This window comes from Roseicyclus marinus (genome assembly GCF_030163795.1).
Taxonomy (GTDB): Bacteria; Pseudomonadota; Alphaproteobacteria; order Rhodobacterales; family Rhodobacteraceae; genus Roseicyclus; species Roseicyclus marinus.
Genome location: NZ_JASJOF010000003.1, coordinates 242,373 through 264,441 on the forward strand (window position 1 = coordinate 242,373; position 22,069 = coordinate 264,441).

Below are 22,069 nucleotides of genomic sequence, written 5' to 3' on the forward strand. Positions count from 1 at the left end.
TCGGCGCGGCCTGCTCTTGCCCCGGCGCGTTGGCGGGACGATAACGCGATAACCTTTGCCACATAAAAGAGGCCAAATGGAGGCGAAACTGGATTATGATCGCATGATGCGGGTTTTCCGCAGCGCCGCCATCGAGGCTGGCACGCGGATCTTGCAGATCTACGAAGCCGATGATTTCGCCGTGAAGGCCAAATCCGACGACAGCCCCGTGACCGAGGCGGACGAAGCCGCCGATGCCCTGATCTCGGCCCGACTGCGCGCCGCCTTTCCCGATCTGGCCCTCGTGACCGAGGAACAGGCCGGCAGCCACGCCCAGACCGCTGACAGTTTCCTGATCGTCGACCCGCTCGACGGGACAAAGGAATTCATCCAGCGCCGCGGCGATTTCACGGTGAACATCGCATGGGTCGAAAACGGCGTGCCCCTGCGCGGCGTCGTCTATGCGCCCGCCAAGGGCCGCCTGTTCTACACCGATGCCGATGGCACCAGCGTCGAGGAAACCGGCCCCTTCGATCCCGAAACCTCCGGCCCCGTGACGCCAATCCGTGTCGGGTCGCCCGACAATGCCGCGCTTATGGTCGTCGCCTCCAAATCCCACCGCGATGCCGCGACCGACGCCTATATCGGGCAGTATGACGTGGCGGATCTCAAAAGCGCCGGGTCGTCGCTCAAGTTCTGCCTCGTCGCCACCGGCGAGGCCGACCTTTACCCCCGTCTCGGGCGCACGATGGAATGGGACACGGCGGCCGGCGATGCCGTCTTGCGCGGTGCGGGCGGCCGGATGGTCCGGTTCGAAGATCATCAACCTTTCATTTACGGGAAGCCCGGTTTTGCTAACGGTTTCTTCATCGCTTACGCACCCGGGGTGGAGCTGAAACCGGCATGAGCATCGTCTGCATCATCCCCGCCCGCTACGCCTCCAGCCGCTATCCCGGCAAACCCCTTGCGACCCTGCGCGGCCCAACAGGGTCTGAAAAGACCCTGATCGAACGCAGTTGGCGCGCCGCCTGCGAGGTTGCCGACTTCGACGCGGTTTACGTCGCCACCGACGACACCCGCATCGCCGACCACGCCGAATCCTTTGGCGCAAAGGTGCTGATGACCTCGACTGAAGCCAGAAACGGCACCGAACGCTGCGCCGAGGCGTTGGAGCAATTAGGCGATGACGTTGAAATCATTGTGAATCTTCAGGGCGACGCACCCCTGACCCCACCGTGGTTCCTGTCTGCCCTCGTCGCGGGCCTGCGCGCCGATCCCGACGCCGCGCTCGCCACGCCGATCCTGCGCTGCGATGGCGAAACCCTCGCCGCGCTCAAGGCCGATCGCGCTGCGGGCCGTGTCGGTGGCACCACCGCCGTCGCGGATGCCAGCATGCGCGCGCTTTATTTTTCCAAGGAAGTCATACCCTTCACGGCCCAGACCTATGCCGATGACGCGGACACGCCGGTGTTTCACCATGTCGGCGTCTACGCCTATCGCCCCGACGCGCTGCGCGCCTATCCGACCTGGCCGGTCGGACCGCTTGAAACGCTCGAAGGGCTCGAACAGCTCCGTTTCCTCGAGGCGGGACAGGTCGTGCGCTGTGTCGAAGTGGCCGCGCAGGGTCGAAAATTCTGGGAACTGAACAATCCCGAAGACGTCCCGAGGATCGAGGCGATGCTGGCCGAGATGGGCCTTCCCTGATGCTGCCCTTGCGGCTGAGCGTCGTCATCGTCAGTTGGGCCCGCCCCCGCGCTTTGGCGCGTTGCCTCACCGCGCTCTCGCAGATGCGCTCGACCCGGTTCGAACTGATCGTTGTCGCCGATGACGATGGTTTGAACGTCGCGCGCCGCCTTTCCTTTTCTGACCGGATAACCTTTATCCGGCAGGACTTTGCCAATATTTCCGCCGCCCGAAATCAGGGTATTGTTGCGGCCGCGGGTGATGTTGTCGCCTTCATCGACGACGATGCCGTGCCCGAACCCGATTGGGCCGAGGCGACCCTGACCGCGTTCGAGGATCCGGGACTTTCCGCCGCGACTGGCCCTGTGATCGGGCGCAATGGCCTTTCGCTGCAATGGGGGCTCATGGCGACGGACAGGACGGGCCGAGATCGCTGGCTGGCCAAAGATGACACCCCGGGTGCCGACGAAACCGTCAAATTGCACGGTACCAACATGGCGATCCGGCGTAGCTGTGTGACCCTATTGGGCGGGTTTGACCCTGTTTTTGGCTTTTACCTCGATGAAACAGACCTCGCCCGCCGTCTTGCGTACGCCGGGAAAGTCGCGCGCTACATCCCCGAACTGCGGGTGCACCACGGCTATGCCGAAAGCCCGCGCCGCCGCGCCGACCGTGTGCCCACCGATCTGACCGACATCGGCGCCTCCACCGCAATTTTCCTGCGGAAACACGCGCCGGATCAGATAGATACGGCCCTCACCGCCCTCGTCGAGGATCAGCGCCTGCGCCTGCTGCGGCTTGCGCGCGGTCGAAAGATCGGCGCGGCCGAGATGCGCCGCCTGTCCGACAGCCTCCGATCCGGTATCGAAACGGGTCTCGACCGTGACTTTTCGCCTTTACAGACCCTTCCAGATCCATCGCGTGGCTTTGTCCCCCTCCGCGACACGCTGCCCCCGCCTTTGTCGATCCGGGATGGATGGTGGCACCAGGCCGCACGGCTTCGTGCCGAGGCGCAAAACGCCGTCGCAATGGGTCACCCCGTGGCCCTGATCATGCTGGAACCGACACCCCGCAAGCACAAGATCGCGTTCACGGACGGCGGGTGGTGGGAACAGACGGGGGGATTGTTCGGCCCTGCCGACCGATCCGAACCCCGGTTTCAGATCTGGCGCCGTGCCGGTCGGGCCGCGCGCGAACGCGCCCGTCTCTTTCAGGCATCTCCCTGATATCCTTGGTGCGCAGGTTATCTTTCGCCCAGCTTTGTTCCGAGGTAAGGAATAATGCGATAAGGATAAAACGACCCGACCCATCGCAATGACACGGGTCGATACAAGGAAGCGGAAGTCATGAAGCGGCGCGTCACAAAAGCGATTTTCCCGGTAGCCGGACTGGGGACACGATTCCTGCCCGCCACCAAGTCGATTCCCAAGGAAATCATGACTCTCGTGGATCGGCCCCTGATCCAGTACGCCATCGACGAGGCGCGCGCGGCGGGCATCCGCGAGTTCATCTTCGTCACCAGCCGCGGGAAATCCGCGCTGGAAGATTATTTCGACGCCGCCCCCGAACTGGAAAGCGCGCTGCGCAAGAAGGGCAAGAAGGATCTGCTGGATGCGTTGAAGGCGACCACGATGGAATCGGGCGCCATCGCCTATATCCGTCAGCAAAAGCCCCTTGGCCTCGGCCACGCGGTCTGGTGTGCGCGGCGGCTTTTGGCGAACGAACCCTTTGCCGTCATCCTGCCCGATGACGTGATCGCGGCCGAAACGCCCTGTCTGCAGCAGATGGTCGAAGCCCATGCCGAGCTTGGCGGCAACATGGTCGCCGCAATGGAAGTGCCTGCGGACAAGACCAGTTCCTACGGCATCCTCGACATCAAGGAGGATATGGGCTCGGTTGTTTCGGTGAAGGGGATGGTGGAAAAGCCTGCCAAGGGCACCGCGCCGTCCAACCTTGCCGTGATCGGACGCTACATCCTGACGCCCGAGATCATGAACAATCTCAACCGGATCAAGACCGGCGCGGGCGGCGAGGTGCAACTGACCGACGCGATTGCACAGGAAATCGCGGCCTCCGACAACGTGTACGGATACCGGTTCCGTGGCCAGCGGTTCGATTGCGGGTCCAAATCGGGTTTCCTTCAGGCGACGGTCGCCTTCGGCCTTGCGCGCGAAGACCTGCGTGACGAATTCGGTGCCTATCTGGGCGACCTGATGGCGTCGCGCAGCGCCGCTGAATAACCAAGGGGCGGGTGCCTGTCATGGCAGGCAGGGGCCGGGTTGCGACTTGGCTGGACGTGACGCGGCTGGTCAGCCGGACGGGCCGCCATGTCCTGACGGGTGTCGACAGGGTCGAACTGGCGTGGTTGCGCCATCTTTTGACCGAGGGGCAGCCTGATACCCGGTTCATCCTGCGCTCGACGCGTGGCCACCTTCTGCTCGATCATCGGGGCGCGGAATGCCTGTTGGCCATCCTTGATGGTGCGCCCCTTCCGGCGCGGGCTGATCGGCTATCGCAGCTGGTCGGAAAAGGCTCTGATCCGCGGCATAGGGTCGAATCCGCCTTGCGTCCCCATGCGCTCGACCGTGCCCTTCCCTCGGGTTTGCGCCGCCTGATCGCGCGCGCCGCCCCCGCGCCGCTAACCTATCTCAATGTCGGTCATTCAAACCTGTCGCTCCGGACGCTGGGGGCCTATGCCGCCGCCCCGCAGGCGCGCGTCGCCGTTCTGGTGCATGACCTCATCCCGGTCCTTCATCCGGATCTGGTGGCCGAAGACATGCCGCGCCGGTTCGCTGCCCGACTAGAAACCATCCGCCTCTGTGCCGATCTGGTCCTGTGCAATTCCGAGGCGACGGATGACGACCTAGCCACCTATTGGCGCGATCGGCCCGACCGCCCTGCGTCTGTTGTGGCACCGCTCGGCGTCGATCTGCACCCGCGCGGTACAGGGCCACGGGATCCGCGGCATTTCGTGATGCTGGGCACCATCGAACCACGCAAGAACCACGCGATGATGCTCGACGTGTGGGAACTGCTGGCGCGCGATTTGCCGCCTGAACGGATGCCCCACCTTCATATCATCGGCCCGACTGGTTGGCGGGTGGAGGCCCTGATGCGCAGATTGGCCGATCATCCCTTGCGCGGGCAGTTCATCCACATGCACGGACCGCTGTCTGACGCCGAGGTTGCCGCACATCTGTCGCGCGCCACGGCGCTGCTCTTTCCGTCGTTGGCCGAGGGCTACGGCTACCCCCCGATCGAGGCCGCCGTGTGCGGAGCGTTGCCAATCTGCAGCGATTTGCCCGTGTTCCGTAAAACTTTGGGCGAGAGTGCCGTTTACCGGAGCGTCACAGACGCGTATCCATGGTCCGAAATTATCAAAAGACATTGTCTTGGTATCGAAATATTATCTGTCTTGCCCCCACCAAGGATCACCACATGGGGCGAGCATCATGAAACGGTAGCCCGCGCCTTGTCCGGGGTAGCGTAAAGGGGCGTTGAATGAAGGCGGTCAGACGGTATGCATTGCGCCTTGAGCGCAAGAAATACCTTGTTCGCGCCTGGCGAAAGGGTCGCTCCCTGCGTGCGGTGGCGGACCGTACGGACAATATCGGCCCGCATGACGTGCTGTGTTTCTGCACCTTGCGCAACGAGCGCGTGCGGCTGAAATATTTCCTGACCTATTACCGCGACCGGGGGATCTCGCATTTCCTCTTCGTCGACAACGACAGCAATGACGGCACGCGCGAATTCCTTGCCGAACAACCCGATTGCTCGGTCTGGACCACCCCCGAAAGCTACAAGCGCTCGCGGTTCGGGATGGATTGGATCAACCGTCTCTTGCGGCTGTACGGGCACAAGCGTTGGTGCCTTGTCGTCGATCCGGACGAATTCCTCGTCTATCCGTTCAGCGACACACGCCCCATTCCCGCCCTGACCGACTGGCTCGACGCCTCTTCGATCAAAAGCTTCGGGGCGATGATCCTCGACATGTATCCCAAGGGTCCGATTACGGCGCAGCCCTATACCGACGGGCAAGATCCGTTCGAGATCGCCTGCTGGTTCGACCCCGGCAATTACGTCATCGAACGCAATTGGGATTACGGCAATCTCTGGATTCAGGGTGGCCCGCGCGCGCGCGCGTTTTTCCAGGATCAGCCCGCCAAGGCGCCGGCGCTCAACAAGATACCGCTGGTCAAGTGGCACAAGAGCTATGCTTTCGCCAGTTCCACGCACATGCTTTTGCCGCGCGGCCTGAACCTCGTCTATGACGAATGGGGCGGGGAAAAGACCTCGGGCGTTTTGCTGCACGCGAAATTCCTCGACACCTTCACCACCAAGGCCGCCGAGGAGCTGGAGCGGCGGCAGCATTATGCCGCTTCCGCCGAATACCGGGCCTATCACGCGGGTCTGAACAACAGCCCCGATTTCTGGACCAAATGGTCCGAACGCTACATCAACTGGCGCCAGCTCGAGATCCTGGGCCTCATGTCCAAGGGGAACTGGGCATGAGCACGCTGGGCTTCGTCATGTTGTGCCACACCGCGCTGGACCGTGCGGCACAGGTGGCCAGACATTGGGCCGAACGGGATTGCCCGGTGGTGATCCATGTCGACAAACGTGTCACCCGCGACCGGTTCGACGGGTTCCGCAAGGCTCTAGCCGATCTGCCCAACGTCCGTTTTACCCGCCGGTTGCGGTGCGAATGGGGGACGTGGTCTTTGGTGGCGGCCTCGCAGGGGGCGGCCGAAATCCTGCTCGCCGAATTTCCCTCGGTGCGACACGTCTATCTGGCTTCGGGCTCCTGCCTGCCGCTCAGGCCGGTCGATGAATTGCAGGCCTATCTTGCCGCCCGCCCGATGACCGATTTCATCGAAAGCGTCACCATCCGCGACGTCGACTGGACCGTGGGTGGCCTGAACGACGAACGGTTCAAGCTGCGCTTTCCCTTCTCGTGGAAACGGCAGCGGTTCCTCTTCGACCGCTTCGTCGAGCTTCAGCGGCGTTTCAAGCTGGAACGCAGCATGCCCGAGGGGGTCGTGCCGCATCTGGGCAGCCAATGGTGGTGCCTGACCCGGCAGACCCTGACCGCGATCTTGCAAGATCCCCACCGCCGCAAGATCGAGAATTTCTTCAAACTCGTCTGGATCCCTGACGAAAGCTATTACCAGACCCTCGTGCGGAACTATTCCCGCTCGATCGAAAGTCGCTCCCTGACGCTGTCCAAGTTCGATTTTCAGGGCAAACCGCATGTGTTCTACGACGACCACCTGCATCTTCTACGCCGGTCCGATTGCTTCGTCGCGCGCAAGATCTGGCCAAAGGCGGATCGGCTCTACCGCACCTTCCTGACTGACGACGGGGCCGGCACCCGCATGGCCGAACCCGCCCCCGGCAAGATCGACCGCGTGTTCTCCAAGGCGCTGGAACGTCGGACGCGCGGGCGGCCCGGTCTCTACATGCACAGCCGTTTCCCCAACCCCGATTGGGAAAACGGCAAGACCGCCGCGCCCTATTCGGTGTTTCACGGCTTCAACGACCTGTTCGAGGATTTCGAAGGGTGGCTGACCCGGCGCATCGGCAGCGCGGTCCACGGCAACCTGTTCGATCCGACGCGCGCAAGGTTCGCGGGCGATGTGCCGATCTATGCCGGCTGCCTTTCGGCCTGCGCGGAGCTGCGCGATTACAATCCCGAGGCGTTCCTGACGAACCTGATCTGGAACACCCGTGGCGAACGGCAGGTGTTCATGTTCGGCCCCCGCGACAACCAGCGGCCCGGCGCGTTCATGGCCAAGGACGCCAATGCCCAGATCTCGGTGATTTCCGGGGCTTGGGCGGTGCGCCTGTTCCAGTCCAACCGCAATTTCGCCGACATCCGCGCCGAGGCGGCACAGATGCAGCGCCATGAGATCGATTTCGTCAACACGCTGCGCCATGTCCGCAGCCGGGCCGATATCCGTATCTGGACGCTGGCGGAATTCATCGAGGAACCGATGGAAAACCTGCAGGGCATCCTTGACGCGATGGAGGGCGCAACCGCGCTGCGCCTGACGGCGGCACCCAAGATGGTCAACCTCAACGGGTTTGCGACCTTCCTTCAGGCGCTCAAGAATCAGGGTCTGAACCCCATGACCGTCGGCGATTTCCCGCAGGAAGGTGGCGCATACCGCCCGCCCGCCGACCGCAATCGCCCCTATCTGGTGCGCTGATCCATGGCCGCCCGTCGTTTTGACGCCTTCGTCCTCTTCGCGGAAATGCGGACCGGCTCGAACTACCTCGAAGACAGCCTGAACGCCCTGCCCGACATCACCTGCCATGGGGAGGTCTACAACCCCACCTTCCTCGGGCAGCACAACCGGTTCGACCTGTTCGGCTTCGACATGGCCCGCCGGGAGGCGGATCCCCTGGGCCTTCTGGATGCGATCATCGCCCAGACCCCCGGCCTGCCGGGGTTTAGGCTGTTCCACGACCACGATGACCGCGTGGTCGACCGCATCCTGCCCGACCCCCGCATCGCCAAGGTGATCCTGACGCGCAATCCACTGGACAGCTACGTCAGCCGCAAGATCGCCACCGCGACCGGCCAATGGCGCCTGACCGATGCCAGAAACCGCAAGGAAGCAAAGATCGTCTTCGACGCCGACGAATTCGCCGAATTGATGGATCGGCTCGCACGGTTTCAGGATCGGTTGCGGCGCGGGTTGCAGGTGACGGGACAGACGGCCTTTCACGTTCGCTACGAGGATATCAACGATCCCGAGGTTCTGAACGGCCTTGCCGCCTTCCTTGGTTCCGAAGGACGCGTGGACAGCGCCTCCCGAAAGCTCAAGCGCCAGAATCCCGGCGATCTTGCCGACAAGGTCGAGAATTACGACGAAATGCTTGCCGCGTTGCGCGATGTCGACCGTTTCGGCCTGACAGCCAGCCCCGATGCCGAACCGACGCGGGGCGCCGCGGTGCCGGGCTTTGTCGCGCATCCGACGGCGGGTCTCCTGTTCCTGCCGCTCAAGGGGGCGCCGGAACAGGCGGTGCTGGACTGGATGGGCGAGATCGGGGGTGTCGGGCGCGACGCGCTGCTGCGCCGCATGTCGCAAAAGGAACTGCGCCAGTGGATGAAGGACCATCCCGGCCACCGCAGTTTCAGCGTCCTGCGCCATCCCGTGAAACGGGCCTACAACACGTTTTGCCGGTTCGTCCTGCCCGATGATCGCGCCGCCTACGAGGAGGCGCGCAAGGTCATGCGCCAACGCTATAACCTGCCCATCCCGGGCAAGGCCCCCGGCCCGGATTGGACCGCCGCCGAGCAAAAGGCGGCATTTCACGCCTTTCTAGAATTCCTCAAGCCCAACCTCGACGGCCAAACCAGCGTGCGGATCGATGCGGCTTGGGCGTCGCAGGCTGCGATCCTTCAGGGCATGGCGCAGATTCTCACCCCCCATGCCCTGATCGCCGAGGAGGACATGGCGCAGGCCCTGCCCGATATGGCCCGCGCCGCCGGTGTCACCGAACCGCCCGCGCCCCGCGCCGAGGTGATACCGGGCCAGATCGCGCTGGATGACATTTATGACGGCAAGATCGAAAAGGCCGCGATCGACGCCTACAGGCGGGATTACCTGACGCTGGGCTTTCCGCGCTGGAACCGGCGCTAGACGTCAGGCGGCTTGGGTCGATTCGTGATCGGTCAGCAACGTGTGCAGCGTGCCGGGATCGGCATTGGCCCGAAGCTTGGCACAAAGCGCGGCATCGCGCAGCGTCCGCGACACCAGCGCCAGCGCCTTGAGGTGATCGACGCCGCTGTCGGCCGGTGCGAACAGCGCAAAGACCAGATCGACGGGCTGCCTGTCGGCGGCGTCGAAATCGATCGGCCGCTCCAGCCGCAGAAAGGCGCCGTGAACCTCGGTCAATTCCGACAGCCGGGCATGGGGCAAGGCCACGCCATGGCCCACGCCGGTCGGCCCAAGGCTTTCGCGTTCCTGCAACGCGTCGAAAATCTGGCTGCTGGGCAAACCGATCAGGTCATGCGCCTGATCCGCTATGGCCTGCATCAGGCGCTTCTTGCTGGTCACGTCGCTCAGCACCTTCACGGCGCGCGGCTTCAACAGCGATGACAGGTTCATCCCATCCCTTTCGTGCCGCCCGATCCGGGGGCCGGGTTCCGGCGGCGTGGGCATGTCCGCGCCACGCCGCCGAGGTGGTCATTCCGTACGGGGGTCGACCCAGCCGACGTTTCCGTCCTCGCGCCGGTAGACGACATTCACCCCGCTGTGCTTTTCGTTCCGGAACACCAGCACGGGCGCCCCGGATAATTCCATCTGCATCACCGCTTCACCGACGCTGAGCGAGGGGATCTTGGTCTCCATCTCGGCCACGATGATCGGTTGCAGGTCGGCGGGCTCGTGATCGTCTTCGTCATGGCCCGATGCGGCGAGCACATACATCGGCGCGTCCAGGGTTTCAACGGGCTGCGTCCGGTCGCGGTGGTGATCCTTGAGCCGCCGCTTGTAGCGCCTCAGTTGTTTTTCCATCTTTTCGCTGGTGGCGTCGAAGGCGGCGTAGATCTCGTGCGCATGGCCCTTGGCCGAGGCCGTCAACCCGGTGGACAGGTGAACCGTGGCTTCGCACACGAATTCCGGACCGGATTTGGAGAAGATCACGGTCGCATCGGTCGGACGCTCGGAATATTTGCCGACGGCTGCGCCCAGCGTGTCCTTCACATGGGTTTGCAGCGCCTCGCCGATGTCGATCTGTTTTCCACTGATTTGATAGCGCATGGGTCCTCCGCACCTCGGGCACGCGGGGTGCTGGCCCGGTATGGGCGGCCTGCCCCGCGCGAAAGGATGTCCGGTTCGTTTTGATTATGGGCGATCCACGGGCCGGTTTCGCGGCCCGGCATCCGGGTTCCGGACGCATGGATCAAGGATGAAGCAAACGCGAACATCCCCATCATTAGGCGACGGCGCAGGGCGGGTTGTCAACGCAAAGCGGTGGTTGCCCGTCACGAGATGCGGAAGCTTTGCCCAAGGTAGACGCGCCGCACCGTCTCATCGCGCACAACCTCTTCGGCGGTGCCCGATTTGATGATCGTCCCTTCGTGCAGTATATAGGCGCGATCCACGATCTCCAGCGTTTCGCGGACGTTGTGATCCGTGATCAGAACGCCGATTCCCCGGGTCTTCAGGTCTTGCACGAGGTGGCGGATATCGCCCACGGCTATCGGATCGACCCCCGCGAAGGGTTCGTCGAGCAGCACATACCGCGGATTGGACGCAAGACAGCGCGCGATCTCGGCCCGCCGCCGTTCGCCGCCCGACAAGGACAGGGCCTGTGCGCGCCGCAGATGCCCGATCGAGAACTCCGACAGCAAGTCTTCCAGCCGGTCCTGCCGGGTCTTGCGGTCGGGCTCCACCACCTCGAGGATCGCCATGATGTTGTCTTCGACCGACAGGCCGCGAAAGATCGACATTTCCTGCGGCAAGTAGCCGATCCCGGCCCGTGCCCGACGATACATCGGGAACAGCGTCACGTCCTGCCCGTCGATGGTGACGGTGCCGCCATCGGGTGTGATCAGCCCCGCGATGCAGTAGAACGAGGTTGTCTTGCCCGATCCGTTCGGACCCAGCAGCGCCACGACCTCGCCCCGCGCCAAGCGCAACGACACATCGCGGATCACCGGGCGTTTCCGGTAGCCCTTGCGCAGCTTTTCCACCACGAGGCCCTGACCGCCATCGGTCACCGTAAGGTCCGGGCGCTCCGTCACTGTCCGCCTTCCAGAACGGTGCGCACGCGGCCATCGACCGTGCCGATCCCGGTGGTCATGTCGACCTCCATCCGGTCGCCCGCGACCGTGCTCGGACCCTGCGTCACCAAAACATTGCCTGTCATGGTCAGATAGGCGGCCTGCACCTCGTAGACGGCCTCGTCCCCTTCGGCGGCATCGGTTCCGCGCGTCACCAGAACACCGCCCGTCGCCACCACGTCATCGACCTGCCGGTCGCCATCGGTGACGGTATAGATGACCTCGATCCGGCGGGCGACCATGCGCAGATCACCCTGCACCACGATCACATTGCCCTCGAAAATGGCGTTTCCGGTCGTCTCGTTCACGCGCAGCGTATCCGCCGTCACCTCGACCGGTTGCGAGGAATCATGCGGCACGCCCCCGAACCCCACCGCCACCTGCGCGCTTGCGGGCGCTGCAAGGGCGATGATGGCGGCAAACACGGCCGGTCGTGTGATCAGGCGCAGCAACATGGCGTTTCCTCAATCTCCCGGTTCGTATAACAGCCGAACGCCTCCGGTGAAACTCAGGAAAACCGCGCCCTCCGGGCCGATCATTTCCATCGCTCCCGCCTCGATCAACAGCCCCGGCGCGGTCAGGACCACAGGCCCCGGTGCCGTCAGATGCAGCCTGTCCATCGCAAAGGTCGCCTCTTCGGTCTCCATCCGGTAGCCCTGCGTCGTTTCGGCATGAACCGACCCTTCCAGCGCGACAAGCTGCTGATCCATGAAGAAATCGCCCGTATCCGCCGTCAAAAGCAGTTCGGACTCTTCCGACAAGACGACCCGACTTTCCACCGCTGTCATGGCGATCGTATTGGGATCCTCGACCGCCGAGGCGGCGGTATTGCCCACCAGCGTCACTTCCCGCCCGTCATCCAGTGTGCCGGCAAAGCGCGGGCGCGACAGGCGTTGTTCGCGCAACAATTGTTCCACGTCGAGATCGGTGTAGGGCAGTGCCGCATCGGGGTCGGGCGTGCGCGATAACAAAAAGAGCGTCGACAAAAGCGCAAGTGCCGCAAGCGGCAGGACCACCTTCAACCATGCGACGACCGTCGAATATGTGTTCGAACCTGCCATCAAGACCCTAGTGGGCAAAGATGTCGATCTCGGGCCAGCCTGCAAGGTCCAGCTTGGCGCGGGTCGGCAGGAACTCGAAACAGGCCTGCGCCATCTCGGTGCGGCCTTCGCGTTCCAGCATCGCGTCCAACGCGATCTTGAGCTTGTGCAGATACAGCACATCGGACGCGGCATAGGCCTTTTGCGCCTCTGTCAGGGTGGCGGCACCCCAATCCGATGTCTGTTGCTGCTTGGAAATGTCGACCTCGACCAGTTCCTGCAGCAGGTATTTCAGCCCGTGCCGGTCGGTGAAGGTGCGCACCAGTTTCGACGCGATCTTGGTGCAATAGACGGGGGCGGCCAGCGCGCCGAAGGCGTGGTACATGACCGCGATGTCGAAGCGGCCGAAATGGAACAGCTTCAACACGTCGGGGTCGCGCAGCATCCGCGCAAGGTTCGGTGCCTCGGTCTGGTCCTTGGCGATCTGCACCAGATGCGCATCGCCATCGCCCGAGGACAGCTGCACCACGCACAGCCTATCCCGATGGGGGTTCAGACCCATGGTCTCGCAATCGATCGCCACGATGGGCCCAAGGTGCAACCCATCCGGAAGATCGTTTTGGTAGAGGTGAATTGCCACGATCCTGTCCCTTTCAACCGCCATTCGGGGCCGCCTTTGACCCTTCGGCCCGAAGGCGACAGGGCATCGGAGGGATATGGTGCCCAGGAGAGGACTCGAACCTCCACGGCCGTTAAGCCACTGGTACCTGAAACCAGCGCGTCTACCAATTCCGCCACCTGGGCAGGTGTCGTGAAGCGGGCTGATATAGCCGTGCCGAGGGGCTGTCAACGGCCCAAACGCGGGAAAGATCGACGATCAATAATCCCGTTCGAAAAACACGCCCAGCCGCGAGGTTCCGTCACTTTCAAAGGTGCCGCGCGCGGTAATGTCCGGGGTCAGGTCGATGTTGAGGGACAGGCCCGTGGTGCCGCCCTGCGTCACGGTCACATCGGTATAGATATTCTCCGACAGGTAGCGCCCGGCCCTTAGTCCGGCATTGCCGGTGTCGTCCGTCTGAACGTCCAGATCGTCCAGCCCCAACCCCTCGCGCAGCGAACCCAAAAGGCCCGGGCGGCTCGATCCGCCCGCCAGCGACGCGACCGCGTCGGCCATTTGCAGGGCCTGCACCGGCGACAGGGCCGCGACCGACCGCCCGAACAGCAATTGCGCCAATACCTCGTCCTCGGGCAGGGAGGGGGTCGCGGTGAAACTGATCTCGGGCGCGGTGACCCGGCCGATCACATTCACCCCGATCGTGTAGCCGCCCCGGCGCGAGGTCGCCAGAAGCCGGATGAACGGATCGAAATTCCCCTCCAGGCTGGCCGATCCATCGGTCAGGTCCAGCCGGTTCCCCAGGATCTGAAGCCGCCCGCGCACCAGTTCGAATCGCCCCGAGGGAATGACATTGGCCGTCGTCCCCCCGATCCGGAGCGTGCCGCCCAGTTCCGCATCCAGCCCCCGACCCCGCAGGAAAATGCGACCCGGCGCGGTGATGGTCAGGTCCAGCCCGATCCGCTGCGACCCTTCCGGCCCGCCCTCGACCGGTCCCAGCCCGGCGGCGATCCGCGTGCGCCGTTCCTCGGCGCTTTCGCCGAAATGGGTGATCGGCGGAATAGAGGCCGATCCGCCCAGCCCGCTTTCGGGGATCCGCACCTCGGTTTCGCCCAAGGTGATCGTGCCCCCCACTTGCAGCGCGCCGGTCAGCGCGCCGGCGATGGTGATATCGGCCCGCTCGATCAGGGCGGAATAAAGCGTCGGATCGACCAGCTGCAACGCCTGACCCGTCACGGCGATCTGCACCGGCAGACCGGGCTGCGACAGCCCGAGTGTTCCGGTCGCGCTCAGCGTGCCACCCGTGGCCAGCGTGCCGCCGACCTCCAGCGCCAGTTGCCCCCCGGACAGCCGCCCGGTTGCGGAAACGCTCTCCAGCGCGTTCTGGAATGTCGGCAGCGTGACCCGCGCGCCTTGTGTGGTGATCTGCCCCGACAGGGCGTCAAGGCTCGGCACACCCCGCATGGACAGGTCAAAGCCCAGCGTACCGCTGACGCTGCGCGGGCTCAGCGCGCGATTGGCGAGTGCAAGCGGCAACTGCCCGGTCGCCGTCAGATCGACGGTTCCCGCCTCGGGCATCACGCTGCCGCCAAGCCGCGCGGTGATGCCCGCCCCGCTCTGCACATCCGAGGCGATCTCTAGCGGCGCATTCTCGCCCGGGCCGCGCGTTGCCTCCAGCGTGGCGGTGACCGGCCCGGACAGCGCATCGGTGAACAATCCGATATTGGCCAACCGCGCCTCGGCGTTCAGCGCTGTTCCCGTGCCTGAAACCCGCCCCTCGGCGGCCAGCGACACTTCGGCGTTGCCCAAGGCGAATTCCCGCAAGGTCAGGCCGGTTTCATCCCGCCGCGCCGACAGGGTCAGCACCGTTTCCCCCGCCAACAAGCGCGGCGGCAGGCCCGCGGCCAGCGTCAGATCGCGGCCCGTACCGGTCAGCGACAGGTCAAAACCGCCCGACAACAACTCCGCCTCGGCGTCCAAAGCTGCGCCGAGCGATCCGGCCAGCGGCTGCCCCGTCACCGGTCCGAAACGCCCGATATCCGCCGCCTCGGCCTCCAGTTCCGTGGTCAGGGTCAGCCGGTTTTCGCCCAGCAGCAGGCTCGCCACCCCGCTCAGCCCCAGATCGCCTGCCCGCGCCACAAGATCGTTCAGCGTCAGCGGCCCACCTTCGGTCCATGTCAGGCGCCCGGCGATGTTCGCCTCGGGCCCAAGCGCCGCGGCCAGTGCGGGGTCGTCATGCGCGATCCCCGAAATTCCCAGCGTCAGCGGCGTGTCGACGGCGACACCGTCCGCCGTCTGTGTGATCCGCCCGCTGGCGTCCAGCGCCACACGTGCAATCTGCATCGTGCCAAGGTCCAGATCGGTGACACCGACCTTGGCGGTATAACTGTCACGATCCGCCGCATCATGCGTCAGGTGCAGATCGACCGCCCGCACGGTGATCGGCGCGCCCCCGACCGGCAATAACACCGGGCCGTCGCCCGCCGGGTCAGCGATCCGCCCGCTCAGGTCAAAGTCACGCGGCACCCCGCCCGGGGCCAACGACAGCTGCCCCTCCAGCTGCAGCGCGGCCGCCGACAGCGACAGGCTGTCCAACTCCACCCCGCCATCTGCCAGCAGCCGCAGATCGGCCAGCAGCCCCACATCCGGTCCAAAGAACCCGCGATAATCCGACGCGATCAGGGGCGTGATATCCCCGCCCAGATCGGCGCGTATCCGGCGCTCTCCCGTCACACCATCCAGCAGGGTTTCCACCTGCCCCGACAGCCGCGGCTGCCCGTCGCTGTCCAGCGCGATGGTGGCGGTCACATCGTCGATCGGCCCCGTGCCCTCCACCGCAAGGCGCAGCGCGGGCGCATCGGGCAGGCCCAGAACGGACGCGGCGATGCCGCCCGCCTCTTCCTCGACCAGCAGCGACAGGTCCAGCATGCGGCTTTCGTTGGCATAGGACGCATCCAGATCGAACAGGCCCCGCGGCCCGTCCTGCCGTTCCAGTGACAGGTCGGCGGCCCCCTCCCCCCCGGCCAGCCGCGCGCTGCCCTCGACCGACAGGACAACGGGCAGGCCCAGAATATCCTCGCCCAGCGATACGCGGTCGATCGCGGTGCGCGCGATAGCGATGCTCACCGGCAGATCGGGCAGGGCAAAGGGCGTGGTCTCGGCCGCTGGCAGGTCGATGCCCGTCTCCGGGCTTTCGGGTCGCCGCGCGATATCGAGGCTTTCGGCGGTCAATTCGTCGATCTCCAACGCGCCGCGCAACAAGGCGCTGCGCGACCATGTCAGCCGGGCGTTTTCGAGCGTCAGCCAGACGCCTTGCCCGTCCGCGATGGTCAACAGATCCATTTCGGCGGTCGAACTCAGCGCACCGCGAAACCCCCGAATCGTGACCGTCCGCGCCCCGCCGGACAGCTGGCTTTCGAGAAACCGCACGATCCGCGACCGGTCGTCGTCCTCCGCCTGCGCCACCGCAAGACCGGGCAGCGCGAACATCAGCACCGAGAGGATGAGCAACAGAACCCGCATCAGAACGCCTGCCCTATCCCGATGTAGAGATAGGCCTCGCGTCCGGCGTTATCCCCTGTCGCAGGCGTGGCCAGATCGACCCGGATCGGCCCGAAGGGCGTGGCATAGCGCAGTCCGACGCCCACACCGCCATGCCAATCCGATGCGCCCTCGCCCAGCGAACCCTCGCTGATGTAGCCTGCATCGGCAAAGCCCACGATGCCGAAATTCGTATCCCCGATATCGTGGCGCAGCTCGCCCGACAGGCCAAGAAATCCGCGCCCGCCGCTGGGCCGTCCGCCCTGCAACGCGCCAAGCGACTGGAATTCCTGTCCGCGGACGGTTCCCGATCCACCCGAATAGAACAGATCGTCGGGCGCGATATCGACAAGGTCGCCGCCGAACAACCCGCCGATCTGCACACGCGCGGCCAGCCGCGTCCGTTCCGTCTCGCCAAAGCCGACATAGCCGCGCCCGTCCAGCGTGAACCGCACGCCCCCCGTTCCGCCCAGAACCTGAAACGGCGTCAGGCCCAGATCGGCATAGCCTCCGCCGCGCGGATCCACCGGATCGTCGCGATTCTCGTAGATCGCCCGCAGCGGCAGGGTGAACCGCAACAGGCTGCGGTCGCCCAGCGCATCGTCGATGATCGAATAGGTCAGGCCCACCCCGCCCTCGACGGTCACGGTCCGCGACACCCGGTGGGTCAGGGTCGTTTCAAGGCCCACGCCTTCGATCGTGAACCGTGGCTCCTGCAAATAGATCAGCGCGGCCTCGATCCCCAAGGTGGTATCGGGGGTAAAGGTCGCGGGCCGCTCGAAACGTGCGCGCAGCTCGGCATCGACGCCGTCCCCCTCGAACTCCTGAATCCCCGAGATCTCCAGATCGAATCGCAACCGCTCCCCGCCCCCCAACAGGTTGCGGTGCAGCCAATAGGCGCTCAGTTGCAGCCCCTCGTCGCTGGCGATCTCGGCGCCAAAGCCCAGCCGGCGAAGCGGGGCTTCGGCCACGACCGCGCTGACATCGGCGATGTCGCCCGCACGCGGATCGCGCAATTGCAGCGCCACGGCGGCAAACACCCCGGTGTCGCGCAACCGTTCCTCGGCCCGCTCCAGCGCGGCCGGGGAATATATGTCGCCGGTCGGCAGGCCCGCGATCTCGACGATCCGCTCGACCCGCATCCGCGCCTGCCCCTCGGGGATCAGGGTGCCAAAGGTGATGACGGGCCCCGGCTCCACCGCGATGGCCACATCGAGGATCGCCGCCCGGTTCTGCGCGCTGATCTGCTGGCGGCCCACCTCGGCCGTGGCATGGCCCCGCGCGGCCCATCCGTCCAGCGCGGCGCGCGTCGTCGCCTGCAACAGCGGCGTCGTCGCCGCCTCGCCGGGTGCGAATCCCTCGGGCAACATCGTGCCATCCGCCAGCGGCCCGATGTCCGCCCTGCCCAGCCGGAATGGCGGGCCGGTCTCGATCTCGATCTCCACCCGTCCGACTTGCGACGGGGCGGCAAAGGGCGAAATGCCCGAGGCCTCGCGCCCATCCAGACGAATGGCGATCACCGGCGCAAAAAAACCTTCTTCGTACAAGATGCCGATCAGCCGCCCATAATCGGCGCGGGCGGCAGCGGTGATATCCTCGCCGGTGCGTGCCACACCGTCCTCGGGCTGTCGCAGCAACAGCGCATTGGCCCGCAATCTGTCCACCAGATCGTCATCCGCGCCCGGCGCGCGCAGCGACACCTCCTGCGCCATGACAGGGGCGGCAAGCATAAGGCCGATCGCCGCAACGGCGGCGCGCAACAGGAACAAGGTCGGGCGTGGCAGCACACTACACATGCTCCTGACCTAGCTCCGATGGCCGATGCTGGCCAGTCGCTTTGCCCGGATGCGACGAAACAGGCAAAAGACCGGGACGATTTGCGCCTTGTCGCTGCGCCGCCCCGCTTCTATCACCCGGTGAACGCGACCGAAGGACATCTGACATGTCGAAACTCGTCACAATTTTCGGCGGCTCGGGCTTTGTGGGCCGCTATATCGCTCGCCGGATGGCCAAGGAGGGGTGGCGCGTCCGCGTCGCCGTCCGCCGTCCCAACGAGGCGCTCTTTGTCCGCCCCTATGGCGTCGTCGGCCAGGTCGAGCCTGTTTTGGCCAATATCCGCGACGATGACAGCGTGCGCGCCGCACTGCACGGCGCCGATGCCGTGGTCAACTGCGTCGGCATCCTCGCCGAAAGCGGAAAGAACAAGTTCAACAACGTTCAGCAGCACGGTGCTGCCCGCATCGCCCGCATCGCCGCCGAAGAGGGCGTGGCCCGCATGGTCCAGATCTCGGCCATCGGCGCGGATACGAGCAGCGACAGCGAATACGCCAAGACCAAGGCCAAGGGAGAGGCGGCGGTTCTGACCGCCATGCCGCAGGCGGTCATCCTGCGTCCCTCGATCATCTTCGGGGCCGAAGATCAGTTCTTCAACCGCTTCGCCGGAATGACCCGCCTTGGTCCGGTGCTTCCGGTCGTGGGCGCCAACACCCGCTTCCAGCCGGTCCATGTCGATGATGTGGCCCGCGCCGCCGTGATGGGCGTTCTGGGTCAGGCCAAGCCCGGCATCTACGAATTGGGCGGCCCGGAGGTGGAGACGTTCCGCCAACTGATGGAGCGTATGCTGCGCATCATCCAGCGCCGCCGCCTGATCGTGAACGTGCCCTTTCCCGTCGCCATGTTGATGGGCGGGGCCTTCGACCTGTTGCAGGCCGCGACGCTGGGCCTGGTGCGCAATGGCGTCCTGACCCGTGACCAGGTCCGCAACCTGCGCCGCGACAATGTCGTGACCGAGGGGCGGATGGGCTTTGCCGATCTGGGCATCACGCCCGCCCCCATGGACCCCGTGCTGGAGGATTACCTCTGGCGGTTCCGGCCCGGCGGCCAATACGCCAAGATCAAGGAAACCGCCCGCCACCTGCGCGGTCAGGAATAGGCGATCCAGAGCAGCACCACGCCCAGGATCACGCGATAGATCACATAGGGCGTGAAGCTGACGGATCTGAGCAGCCGCATCATGACCGCCAGCGCCGCCAGCGCTGCGGCAAAGGCGAAAACCGCCGCGATGGCCCCATCGCGCGCGGTCTGCGCGTCTGCTGCCGCGATCACCTCGCCGCCCAAGAGAATGCCCGAGGCCGCGATGGTCGGGATCGACATCAACATGGAAATCCGCGCGGCGCTTTCGCGGTCATAGCCCATGAACCGCGCCCCTGCGATGGTGATGCCCGACCGCGACGTGCCGGGGATCAGCGCCACCGCCTGCCATAGGCCCAAGATCACCGCATCGCGCAGCGACCATCCTTCGGCGCGCTTCATCTGCGGCCCGCGCTGGTCCGCCCAGTAAAGCACGATCCCGAAGACCAACATCGTCCAGCCGATCACCGCGACCGACCGCAGCGCATCGGCCAAACCTGTCACATGCAATATCAATCCCGCGACGATCACCGGTATGGTCGCGATCAGCAGCAGGAACGCCAGCTTCGCACCCGGCGTGTCGATCCGCCCGGTCAGCATCCGGGGAACGCCCGCCAGACCCATCCCGACATCGCGCCAGAAATAGAGGATGACCGCCCCCAGCGTGCCGACATGGACCGCCACGTCAATCACCTGTCCCTGATCCGCCATGCCGGTGAGATTCGGCAAAAGCACGAGATGCCCGGAGGACGAGATCGGCAAAAACTCGGTCACGCCCTGGATCAGCGCCAGAAGCAACAGGTTCCAGAGCGCCATTAACGAAATCTCAACAAAATGGTGAGAAAGTTAATACTTTGACTAGACATGTTAATTTTCTCGATAGGTCCGGTTCAAGACCTTGTTTAGGGCAGGATTTCGGGTCACTCTGCCCCCGCAGCCTGAAGAATCTGCAAATAGGTCAGCATGGTTGTCTTTTTATCCCCGTCCGGTCTTTGTATAGGGGCGCAGCTAGGATGGGAGATGTTTCGTGGCCAAGCAACCCATGTTGAAATTCGTGACCGTCGACAAGCAGATGCCCGAAAAGCGTCCGCCGAACCTGCGTCGCGAGGATTTCGCGGAAATCTACGGCGAATACGCGCGCGACAAGGCCTCCGAACAGGCCGGTCGTTGCAGCCAGTGCGGCGTACCTTATTGCCAGTCGCATTGCCCGTTGCACAACAACATCCCCGATTGGCTGAAGCTGACCGCCGAGGGCCGGTTGCAGGAAGCCTATGAGCTGAGCCAGGCGACCAACACCTTCCCCGAGATCTGTGGCCGGATCTGTCCGCAGGACCGCCTGTGCGAGGGCAATTGCGTCATCGAGCAATCGGGCCACGGCACCGTCACCATCGGGTCGGTCGAGAAATACCTGACCGACACCGCTTGGGACGAAGGTTGGGTGAAACCCATCACGCCTTCTGTGGAGCGCCCCGAATCCGTTGGGATCATCGGCGCGGGCCCCGGTGGTCTGGCCGCCGCCGACATGCTGCGCCGGGCCGGTTTGCAGGTCACCGTCTATGACCGCTATGACCGCGCGGGCGGGCTGATGACCTATGGCATTCCCGGCTTCAAGCTGGAGAAGGACGTTGTCATGCGCCGCATCGCGCAGCTCGAGGCGGCGGGGATCGACTTCGTGCAGAATTGCGATGTCGGCACCTCGATCAGCTTTGACGCCATTCGCGGCAAGCATGATTTCGTCGTTATCGCCACGGGCGTCTACAAATCGCGCGACCTGAACGCGCCGGGCGTGGGCGCTGCGGGCATTGTGCGCGCCATCGATTACCTCACCGCGTCCAACCGCAAGAGTTTCGGCGACGACGTGCCGGAATTCGACAGCGGCGAATTGAACGCCAAGGGCAAGCGCATCGTGGTGATCGGCGGTGGCGACACGGCGATGGATTGCGTGCGCACCGCGATCCGGCAGGATGCGGTCAGCGTCAAATGCCTCTATCGCCGCGACAAGGCGAACATGCCGGGATCGCAGCGCGAAGTCGCTAACGCCGAGGAAGAAGGCGTCGATTTCGTTTGGCTTTCGACGCCCAAGGGCTTTGCCGCCGGCGATGCCGTCGAGGGCGTGATGGTCCAAAAGATGCGTCTGGGCCAGCCCGACGCGACCGGCCGCCAAAGCCCCGAGATCATCGAGGGCGCGGATTACGTCGAAGGCGCCGACATGGTCATCAAGGCGCTGGGCTTCGAGCCCGAGGATCTGCCGACGCTTTGGGGTTGCCCGGAGCTGGAGGTCACGCGCTGGGGCACGATCAAGGCCAACTTCCGCACCCACGAAACCCAGATTCCCAATGTCTATGCGGTGGGCGACATCGTGCGCGGCGCTAGTCTTGTGGTCTGGGCGATCCGGGACGGGCGTGAGGCGGCCGAGGCGATCCTCGAAAAACTGGCGGTCAGCGGCGCGGTCGCGGCGGAATGAGCGTCACGATCACGGCGTGCATCCGTAGGGATGCCGTCGTGATC

The 22,069-nt window shown here is 64.8% G+C and carries 19 protein-coding genes and 1 tRNA gene; 10 read left to right on the forward strand and 10 right to left on the reverse strand.

Annotation, left to right across the window (positions count from 1 at the left end; all coding sequences use genetic code 11):
- The first annotated feature begins 76 nt into the window (after nucleotides 1-76).
- The 8 genes from cysQ (at nucleotide 77) to QQK63_RS06280 (ending at nucleotide 9,311) form a co-directional block, all read left to right on the forward strand.
- Nucleotides 77-886, forward strand: coding sequence for a 3'(2'),5'-bisphosphate nucleotidase CysQ (cysQ, locus tag QQK63_RS06245; protein WP_377133978.1), 810 nt, complete (start codon nucleotides 77-79; stop codon nucleotides 884-886).
- Nucleotides 883-1,683: a 3-deoxy-manno-octulosonate cytidylyltransferase gene (locus QQK63_RS06250; RefSeq protein WP_277825548.1), complete on the forward strand. Its 801-nt coding sequence runs from the start codon at nucleotides 883-885 to the stop codon at nucleotides 1,681-1,683. Before cysQ ends, QQK63_RS06250 begins: the two co-directional genes overlap by 4 nt.
- The gene (locus QQK63_RS06255) at nucleotides 1,683-2,888 is read left to right on the forward strand and encodes a glycosyltransferase family 2 protein (protein ID WP_277825550.1); all 1,206 of its coding nucleotides are present in this window, start codon (nucleotides 1,683-1,685) and stop codon (nucleotides 2,886-2,888) included. The genes QQK63_RS06250 and QQK63_RS06255 overlap by 1 nt, the downstream gene beginning before the upstream one ends.
- A 120-nt stretch (nucleotides 2,889-3,008) precedes the next feature.
- Nucleotides 3,009-3,902 carry a UTP--glucose-1-phosphate uridylyltransferase GalU gene (galU, locus tag QQK63_RS06260; protein ID WP_277825552.1) on the forward strand — a complete coding sequence of 298 codons (894 nt, stop codon included), beginning with the start codon at nucleotides 3,009-3,011 and terminating at the stop codon, nucleotides 3,900-3,902.
- A 20-nt stretch (nucleotides 3,903-3,922) separates the two neighbouring features.
- The gene (locus tag QQK63_RS06265; protein WP_277825553.1) at nucleotides 3,923-5,152 is read left to right on the forward strand and encodes a glycosyltransferase family 4 protein; all 1,230 of its coding nucleotides are present in this window, start codon (nucleotides 3,923-3,925) and stop codon (nucleotides 5,150-5,152) included.
- An 11-nt stretch (nucleotides 5,153-5,163) separates the two neighbouring features.
- Nucleotides 5,164-6,174 carry a glycosyltransferase family 2 protein gene (locus tag QQK63_RS06270; protein WP_277825555.1) on the forward strand — a complete coding sequence of 337 codons (1,011 nt, stop codon included), beginning with the start codon at nucleotides 5,164-5,166 and terminating at the stop codon, nucleotides 6,172-6,174.
- Complete coding sequence (locus QQK63_RS06275; protein WP_277825557.1) at nucleotides 6,171-7,871, forward strand: DUF5927 domain-containing protein; 1,701 nt, start codon at nucleotides 6,171-6,173, stop codon at nucleotides 7,869-7,871. The genes QQK63_RS06270 and QQK63_RS06275 overlap by 4 nt, the downstream gene beginning before the upstream one ends.
- A gap of 3 nt (nucleotides 7,872-7,874) precedes the next feature.
- Nucleotides 7,875-9,311, forward strand: a complete 1,437-nt coding sequence (locus tag QQK63_RS06280; RefSeq protein ID WP_277825559.1) for a nodulation protein NodH — start codon at nucleotides 7,875-7,877, stop codon at nucleotides 9,309-9,311.
- A gap of 3 nt (nucleotides 9,312-9,314) precedes the next feature.
- Here the strand turns inward: QQK63_RS06280 and QQK63_RS06285 are convergent, their stop codons facing one another.
- The 9 genes from QQK63_RS06285 to QQK63_RS06325 all read right to left on the reverse strand — a co-directional run bounded on the left by QQK63_RS06285 (nucleotide 9,315) and on the right by QQK63_RS06325 (nucleotide 18,447).
- Nucleotides 9,315-9,779 carry a PTS sugar transporter subunit IIA gene (locus QQK63_RS06285; protein ID WP_277825957.1) on the reverse strand — a complete coding sequence of 155 codons (465 nt, stop codon included), beginning with the start codon at nucleotides 9,777-9,779 and terminating at the stop codon, nucleotides 9,315-9,317.
- Between the two features lie 78 nt (nucleotides 9,780-9,857).
- The gene (gene hpf / locus QQK63_RS06290; protein WP_277825561.1) at nucleotides 9,858-10,433 is read right to left on the reverse strand and encodes a ribosome hibernation-promoting factor, HPF/YfiA family; all 576 of its coding nucleotides are present in this window, start codon (nucleotides 10,431-10,433) and stop codon (nucleotides 9,858-9,860) included.
- A gap of 224 nt (nucleotides 10,434-10,657) precedes the next feature.
- Complete coding sequence (lptB, locus tag QQK63_RS06295) at nucleotides 10,658-11,419, reverse strand: LPS export ABC transporter ATP-binding protein (protein WP_277825564.1); 762 nt, start codon at nucleotides 11,417-11,419, stop codon at nucleotides 10,658-10,660.
- Nucleotides 11,416-11,913, reverse strand: a complete 498-nt coding sequence (locus QQK63_RS06300; RefSeq protein ID WP_277825566.1) for an LptA/OstA family protein — start codon at nucleotides 11,911-11,913, stop codon at nucleotides 11,416-11,418. The genes lptB and QQK63_RS06300 overlap by 4 nt, the downstream gene beginning before the upstream one ends.
- Nucleotides 11,914-11,922: 9 nt before the next feature.
- Nucleotides 11,923-12,519 carry an LPS export ABC transporter periplasmic protein LptC gene (gene lptC, locus QQK63_RS06305; RefSeq protein ID WP_277825568.1) on the reverse strand — a complete coding sequence of 199 codons (597 nt, stop codon included), beginning with the start codon at nucleotides 12,517-12,519 and terminating at the stop codon, nucleotides 11,923-11,925.
- 7 nt (nucleotides 12,520-12,526) lie between these two features.
- A complete protein-coding gene (locus QQK63_RS06310) occupies nucleotides 12,527-13,138 on the reverse strand; it encodes a ribonuclease D (RefSeq protein ID WP_277825959.1) in 612 nt (203 codons plus the stop codon).
- Nucleotides 13,139-13,215: 77 nt separating this feature from the next.
- Nucleotides 13,216-13,302: transfer RNA gene (locus tag QQK63_RS06315), tRNA-Leu, on the reverse strand.
- 73 nt (nucleotides 13,303-13,375) lie between these two features.
- Nucleotides 13,376-16,633 (reverse strand): translocation/assembly module TamB domain-containing protein, encoded by a 3,258-nt coding sequence (locus QQK63_RS06320; RefSeq protein WP_277825570.1) that lies wholly within the window; start codon nucleotides 16,631-16,633, stop codon nucleotides 13,376-13,378.
- Nucleotides 16,633-18,447 (reverse strand): autotransporter assembly complex protein TamA, encoded by a 1,815-nt coding sequence (locus tag QQK63_RS06325; RefSeq protein WP_284283185.1) that lies wholly within the window; start codon nucleotides 18,445-18,447, stop codon nucleotides 16,633-16,635. Before QQK63_RS06325 ends, QQK63_RS06320 begins: the two co-directional genes overlap by 1 nt.
- Nucleotides 18,448-18,593: 146 nt before the next feature.
- On the opposite strand from QQK63_RS06325, the gene QQK63_RS06330 reads away from it, so the two are divergent.
- Nucleotides 18,594-19,583, forward strand: coding sequence for a complex I NDUFA9 subunit family protein (locus tag QQK63_RS06330; RefSeq protein ID WP_277825574.1), 990 nt, complete (start codon nucleotides 18,594-18,596; stop codon nucleotides 19,581-19,583).
- Here QQK63_RS06330 and QQK63_RS06335 read toward each other — a convergent pair.
- The gene (locus tag QQK63_RS06335; protein WP_277825576.1) at nucleotides 19,574-20,377 is read right to left on the reverse strand and encodes an undecaprenyl-diphosphate phosphatase; all 804 of its coding nucleotides are present in this window, start codon (nucleotides 20,375-20,377) and stop codon (nucleotides 19,574-19,576) included. The two genes, QQK63_RS06330 and QQK63_RS06335, sit on opposite strands and share 10 nt — an antisense overlap.
- Before the next feature lie 211 nt (nucleotides 20,378-20,588).
- Here QQK63_RS06335 and QQK63_RS06340 point away from each other — a divergent pair, with 211 nt between their 5' ends.
- On the forward strand, nucleotides 20,589-22,025 hold the full coding sequence (locus tag QQK63_RS06340; RefSeq protein ID WP_277825578.1) for an NAD(P)-dependent oxidoreductase: 1,437 nt from the start codon (nucleotides 20,589-20,591) through the stop codon (nucleotides 22,023-22,025).
- The last annotated feature ends 44 nt before the right edge of the window (nucleotides 22,026-22,069 follow it).

Bases quoted from the DNA above. Each gene is read 5' to 3' on its own strand.
- cysQ (WP_377133978.1), top strand. From the start codon at position 77: ATGGAGGCGAAACTGGATTATGATCGCATGATGCGGGTTTTCCGCAGC.
- QQK63_RS06250 (WP_277825548.1), top strand. From the start codon at position 883: ATGAGCATCGTCTGCATCATCCCCGCCCGCTACGCCTCCAGCCGCTAT.
- QQK63_RS06255 (WP_277825550.1), top strand. From the start codon at position 1,683: ATGCTGCCCTTGCGGCTGAGCGTCGTCATCGTCAGTTGGGCCCGCCCC.
- galU (WP_277825552.1), top strand. From the start codon at position 3,009: ATGAAGCGGCGCGTCACAAAAGCGATTTTCCCGGTAGCCGGACTGGGG.
- QQK63_RS06265 (WP_277825553.1), top strand. From the start codon at position 3,923: ATGGCAGGCAGGGGCCGGGTTGCGACTTGGCTGGACGTGACGCGGCTG.
- QQK63_RS06270 (WP_277825555.1), top strand. From the start codon at position 5,164: ATGAAGGCGGTCAGACGGTATGCATTGCGCCTTGAGCGCAAGAAATAC.
- QQK63_RS06275 (WP_277825557.1), top strand. From the start codon at position 6,171: ATGAGCACGCTGGGCTTCGTCATGTTGTGCCACACCGCGCTGGACCGT.
- QQK63_RS06280 (WP_277825559.1), top strand. From the start codon at position 7,875: ATGGCCGCCCGTCGTTTTGACGCCTTCGTCCTCTTCGCGGAAATGCGG.
- QQK63_RS06285 (WP_277825957.1), bottom strand. From the start codon at position 9,779: ATGAACCTGTCATCGCTGTTGAAGCCGCGCGCCGTGAAGGTGCTGAGC.
- hpf (WP_277825561.1), bottom strand. From the start codon at position 10,433: ATGCGCTATCAAATCAGTGGAAAACAGATCGACATCGGCGAGGCGCTG.
- QQK63_RS06300 (WP_277825566.1), bottom strand. From the start codon at position 11,913: ATGTTGCTGCGCCTGATCACACGACCGGCCGTGTTTGCCGCCATCATC.
- lptC (WP_277825568.1), bottom strand. From the start codon at position 12,519: ATGGCAGGTTCGAACACATATTCGACGGTCGTCGCATGGTTGAAGGTG.
- QQK63_RS06320 (WP_277825570.1), bottom strand. From the start codon at position 16,633: ATGCGGGTTCTGTTGCTCATCCTCTCGGTGCTGATGTTCGCGCTGCCC.
- QQK63_RS06325 (WP_284283185.1), bottom strand. From the start codon at position 18,447: ATGTGTAGTGTGCTGCCACGCCCGACCTTGTTCCTGTTGCGCGCCGCC.
- QQK63_RS06330 (WP_277825574.1), top strand. From the start codon at position 18,594: ATGTCGAAACTCGTCACAATTTTCGGCGGCTCGGGCTTTGTGGGCCGC.
- QQK63_RS06335 (WP_277825576.1), bottom strand. From the start codon at position 20,377: ATGGCGCTCTGGAACCTGTTGCTTCTGGCGCTGATCCAGGGCGTGACC.